Origin of the sequence: Fructobacillus sp. EFB-N1 (assembly GCF_001038455.1) — a bacterium.
Taxonomy (GTDB): domain Bacteria; phylum Bacillota; class Bacilli; order Lactobacillales; family Lactobacillaceae; genus Fructobacillus; species Fructobacillus cardui.
This window is the reverse complement of the sequence record NZ_LDUY01000062.1, coordinates 1-5432: the sequence shown is the minus strand read 5'-3', so window position 1 is coordinate 5432 and position 5432 is coordinate 1. Positions and strand designations below refer to the sequence as shown.

Below are 5432 nucleotides of genomic sequence, written 5' to 3'. Positions count from 1 at the left end.
TCGTCCTATCCTCGCAGCCAGCGTTCCGGCAACTACTTTCGGCGCTATAGAGCTTAACTTCTGTGTTCGAGATGGGTACAGGTGGTTCCTCTATGCCATCAACACGACACCTTTGAGCTTTTACACTCAAAACTAAATAATCTTTACTCTTCTTTTTTCCAAATAAACCGCTACTCATTGACTCTTTGGTTAAGTCCTCGACCGATTAGTACTAGTCCGCTCAACGCATCACTGCGCTTCCACTTCTAGCCTATCTACCTCATCTTCTCTGAGGGGTCTTACTCTATTCATTAGATGGGAAATCTCATCTCGAGGCGAGTTTCACACTTAGATGCTTTCAGCGTTTATCTCATCCATACGTAGCTACCCAGCAATGCCTTTGGCAAAACAACTGGTACACCAGCGGTATGTCCATCCCGGTCCTCTCGTACTAAGGACAGCTCCTCTCAAATTTCCAACGCCCGCGACGGATAGGGACCGAACTGTCTCACGACGTTCTGAACCCAGCTCGCGTACCGCTTTAATGGGCGAACAGCCCAACCCTTGGGACCGACTACAGCCCCAGGATGCGATGAGCCGACATCGAGGTGCCAAACCTCCCCGTCGATGTGGACTCTTGGGGGAGATGAGCCTGTTATCCCCAGGGTAGCTTTTATCCGTTGAGCGATGGCCCTTCCATGCGGAACCACCGGATCACTAAGTCCTACTTTCGTACCTGCTCGAGTTGTCTCTCTCGCAGTCAAGCTTGCTTTTGCCTTTACACGCTACGAATGATTTCCAACCATTCTGAGCAAACCTTTGAGCGCCTCCGTTACCTTTTAGGAGGCGACCGCCCCAGTCAAACTGCCCACCAGACACTGTCCAGGACCACGATTAGTGGCCGCTGTTAGAATGTTCATACAACGAGGGTAGTATCCCACTTGTTGGCTCCAGCTAGACTAGCGTCCAACTTTCTTTGCCTCCTACCTATTCTGTACAAGCAGCACAAACATTCAATATCAAGCTACAGTAAAGCTCCATGGGGTCTTTCCGTCCTGTCGCGGGTAACCCGCATCTTCACGGGTATTTAAATTTCACCGAGTCCCTCGTTGAGACAGTGCCCAGATCGTTACGCCTTTCGTGCGGGTCGGAACTTACCCGACAAGGAATTTCGCTACCTTAGGACCGTTATAGTTACGGCCGCCGTTTACTGGGGCTTCAATTCGTACCTTCGCCGAAGCTAAGCACTCCTTTTAACCTTCCAGCACCGGGCAGGCGTCAGCCCCTATACTTCATCTTACGATTTTGCAGAAACCTGTGTTTTTGATAAACAGTCGCCTGGGCCTTTTCACTGCGGCTGGACCGGAGTCCAGCACCCCTTCTCCCGAAGTTACGGGGTCATTTTGCCGAGTTCCTTAACGAGGGTTCTCTCGCTCACCTTAGTGTTCTCCACTCGACTACCTGTGTCGGTTTGCGGTACGGGCAGTGTATTGCTCCCTAGAAGCTTTTCTTGGCAGTGTGACGTCACAGACTTCGTTACTTTATTTCACTCCGCATCACAGCTTGTCCTTAGCAGAAGAAAGCATTTCACTCTCTTCCAGACTTACTGCTTGCACATACATCCAATAGTATGATCTGTTAGCCTCCTGCGTCCCTCCATTGGTCAAACGCTTTACACTGGTACAGGAATCTCAACCTGTTAGCCATCGACTACGCCTCTTGGCCTCGCCTTAGGTCCCGACTTACCCTGGGTGGACGAGCCTTCCCCAGGAATCCTTAGTCATTCGGTGGACAGGATTCTCACCTGTCTTTCGCTACTCATACCGGCATTCTCACTTGTAAGCGCTCCAGCCGTCCTCACGGTCGACCTTCGTTGCCCTTACAACGCTCTCCTATCGCGTGTTATACACGCCTGCAGTTTCGGTAATATGTTTAGCCCCGGTACATTTTCCGCGCAATGGCACTCGACTAGTGAGCTATTACGCACTCTTTAAATGGTGGCTGCTTCTAAGCCAACATCCTAGTTGTCTATGCACTATCACATCGTTTTCCACTTAACATATATTTAGGGACCTTAACTGGCAGTCTGGGCTGTTCCCCTTTCGACGGTGGATCTTATCACTCATCGTCTGACTCCCATGTATACATATCTGGCATTCGGAGTTTATCAAACTTTGGTAACCCGAGATGGGCCCCTAGGCTTAACAGTGCTCTACCTCCAGTATGCTCATCATGAGGCTAGCCCTAAAGCTATTTCGGAGAGAACCAGCTATCTCCAAGTTCGTTTGGAATTTCACCGCTACCCACAGTTCATCCGAGCATTTTTTAACATGCACCGGTTCGGACCTCCAGTAAGTTTTACCTCACCTTCATCCTGACCATGGGTAGGTCACCTGGTTTCGGGTCTACAGCATCGTACTATTCGCGCTATTCACACTCGCTTTCGCTACGGCTCCGGTTTTTTCACCTTAACCTCGCACGATACCGTAACTCGCCGGTTCATTCTACAAAAGGCACGCCATCACCCTTTAACGGGCTCTGACTTCTTGTAGGCGTCGTGGTTTCAGGAACTATTTCACTCCCCTTCCGGGGTGCTTTTCACCTTTCCCTCACGGTACTGGTTCACTATCGGTCACTAGGGAGTATTTAGCCTTACGGGATGGTCCCCGCGGATTCCGACCGGATTTCACGTGTCCGGCCGTACTCAGGATCCTGTCTAGAGGACAGAAGCTTTCGGTTACGGGGTTATCACCCTCTTTGACAACGCTTCCCAACGTTTTCACCTAACTTCTATCTTGGTAACTCAACGACAGTCCTACAACCCCAGCATGCAAGCACACTGGTTTGGGCTTTTCCCGTTTCGCTCGCCGCTACTCAGGGAATCGATTTTTCTTTCTGCTCCTGCTGCTAATGAGATGTTTCAGTTCACAGCGTATTCCTTCTCATATCCTATGTATTCAGATATGGATAGCACTTCTATGTGCTGGGTTTCCCCATTCGGAAATCTCTGGGTCATAGCTTACTTACCGCTCACCAAAGCTTATCGTAGTTAGTCACGTCCTTCATCGGCTCCTAGTGCCAAGGCATCCACCACGCGCCCTTATTCACTTAACCACAACTTTATCAGTTGGATCAGTTTTATGAGTTGGTCTTTAAAGACCTGCGATTAAACCGTTCTTTTTAAAGAACTTGTGTTGTTTCTCGGTTCATTTAGATGATTCACCTCTGAATCATTTTAAAAGAATTTCTTGATTATTCAGTTTTCAATGTACTAGCTTTTGGCCAAAAGGCTTTCTTCTGGCCAATGGAGAATAGCGGGATCGAACCGCTGACCCCCTGCTTGCAAAGCAGGTGCTCTCCCAGCTGAGCTAATCCCCCATACGCTGGTTGTGCTTCACGCACTCAAAACTAAACAAAACTTTGACACAAATCAAATTGACACTTAAGTCCCTGTAACGCTCCGATTATCCTTAGAAAGGAGGTGATCCAGCCGCAGGTTCTCCTACGGCTACCTTGTTACGACTTCACCCCAGTCATCTGTCCTGCCTTAGACGGCTCCTCCCTAAAAGGTTAGGCCACCGGCTTTGGGCATTACAAACTCCCATGGTGTGACGGGCGGTGTGTACAAGACCCGGGAACGTATTCACCGCGGCATGCTGATCCGCGATTACTAGCGATTCCGACTTCATGTAGTCGAGTTGCAGACTACAATCCGAACTGAGACGTACTTTAAGAGATTCGCTTACCCTCGCGAGTTCGCTGCTCGTTGTATACGCCATTGTAGCACGTGTGTAGCCCAGGTCATAAGGGGCATGATGACCTGACGTCGTCCCCGCCTTCCTCCGGTTTGTCACCGGCAGTCTGTCTAGAGTGCCCAACTGAATGCTGGCAACTAAACATAAGGGTTGCGCTCGTTGCGGGACTTAACCCAACATCTCACGACACGAGCTGACGACGGCCATGCACCACCTGTCACTTTGTTTCCGAAGAAAACAGCACTATCTCTAGTACCTTCAAAGGATGTCAAGACCTGGTAAGGTTCTTCGCGTTGCTTCGAATTAAACCACATGCTCCACCGCTTGTGCGGGTCCCCGTCAATTCCTTTGAGTTTCAACCTTGCGGTCGTACTCCCCAGGCGGAACACTTAATGCGTTAGCTTCGGCACTAAAGGGCGGAAACCCTCTAACACCTAGTGTTCATCGTTTACGGTGTGGACTACCAGGGTATCTAATCCTGTTTGCTACCCACACTTTCGAGCCTCAACGTCAGTTGCAGTCCAGTAAGCCGCCTTCGCCACTGGTGTTCTTCCATATATCTACGCATTCCACCGCTACACATGGAGTTCCACTTACCTCTACTGCACTCAAGTTCGACAGTTTCCAAAGCACTTCCACAGTTGAGCTGTGGGCTTTCACTTCAGACTTATCGAACCGTCTGCGCTCGCTTTACGCCCAATAAATCCGGATAACGCTCGGGACATACGTATTACCGCGGCTGCTGGCACGTATTTAGCCGTCCCTTTCTGGTATGGTACCGTCATGTAAAGGTCATTTCCTACCCTTACCGTTCTTCCCATACAACAGTGCTTTACGACCCGAAAGCCTTCATCACACACGCGGCGTTGCTCCATCAGGCTTTCGCCCATTGTGGAAGATTCCCTACTGCAGCCTCCCGTAGGAGTTTGGGCCGTGTCTCAGTCCCAATGTGGCCGGTCAGTCTCTCAACTCGGCTATGCATCATCGTCTTGGTGGGCCTTTACCCCACCAACTAACTAATGCACCGCGAATCCATCAAAAAGTGGTCCAAACGGACCTTTTAACGTTTTGTCATGCGACAGCACGTTTTATACGGTATTAGCATCTGTTTCCAAATGTTATCCCCTGCTTTTCGGTAGGTTATTCACGTGTTACTCACCCGTTCGCCACTCGCTTGAAGAGTGCAAGCACTCTTCGCTGCGCGTTCGACTTGCATGTATTAGGCACGCCGCCAGCGTTCATCCTGAGCCAGGATCAAACTCTCATGTTAAAAGTTTGAAGATTGCTCTTCGATTAAACTGACTAGTTGCTATCTCTCGATAACGCCTATCCGTTTATTGTTTGTTACGAATTGACTTCGCAAATTTGTTTGTGACTACTTACCAAGTAGCCACCGTTACAGATTTGTTTGTTCAAAGTTTTGTTCAGTTTTCAATGTGCGATGCCTTGTTGGGCAACTCGTTTAGTTTACCATAGCCGTGAAGCAAAGTCAACAACTAATTTGGAAAGTTATTTGAGCTGCTTTGTTAGGGCAACTTGATTAGTTTATCAGGAATGTTGAACGATGTCAACAACTTTCTGAAAAGCTTTTATCAACTGCCGGTCATCTAATATAACCAGCGCCTCGCTAGAAGCACGTTTGCTTCGTAACGAACAATAACTAGTATAGCGCCTGCCCTCCTACTCGTCAATAGTTTT

General features: G+C 49.1%; 1 tRNA gene and 3 rRNA genes. All 4 read right to left on the bottom strand.

Annotated features, from left to right (window positions below):
• Positions 1-8: 8 nt before the first annotated feature.
• Positions 9-109, bottom strand: a 5S ribosomal RNA gene (gene rrf, locus FEFB_RS08085).
• 76 nt (positions 110-185) lie between these two features.
• Positions 186-3093: ribosomal RNA gene (locus FEFB_RS08080) — 23S ribosomal RNA — on the bottom strand.
• Positions 3094-3284: 191 nt separating this feature from the next.
• A tRNA-Ala gene (locus tag FEFB_RS08075) sits at positions 3285-3357 on the bottom strand.
• 96 nt (positions 3358-3453) lie between these two features.
• Positions 3454-5004 (bottom strand): 16S ribosomal RNA (locus FEFB_RS08070).
• The 16S, 23S and 5S rRNA genes sit together here with 1 tRNA gene alongside, the layout of an rRNA operon.
• Between the last annotated feature and the right edge of the window lie 428 nt (positions 5005-5432).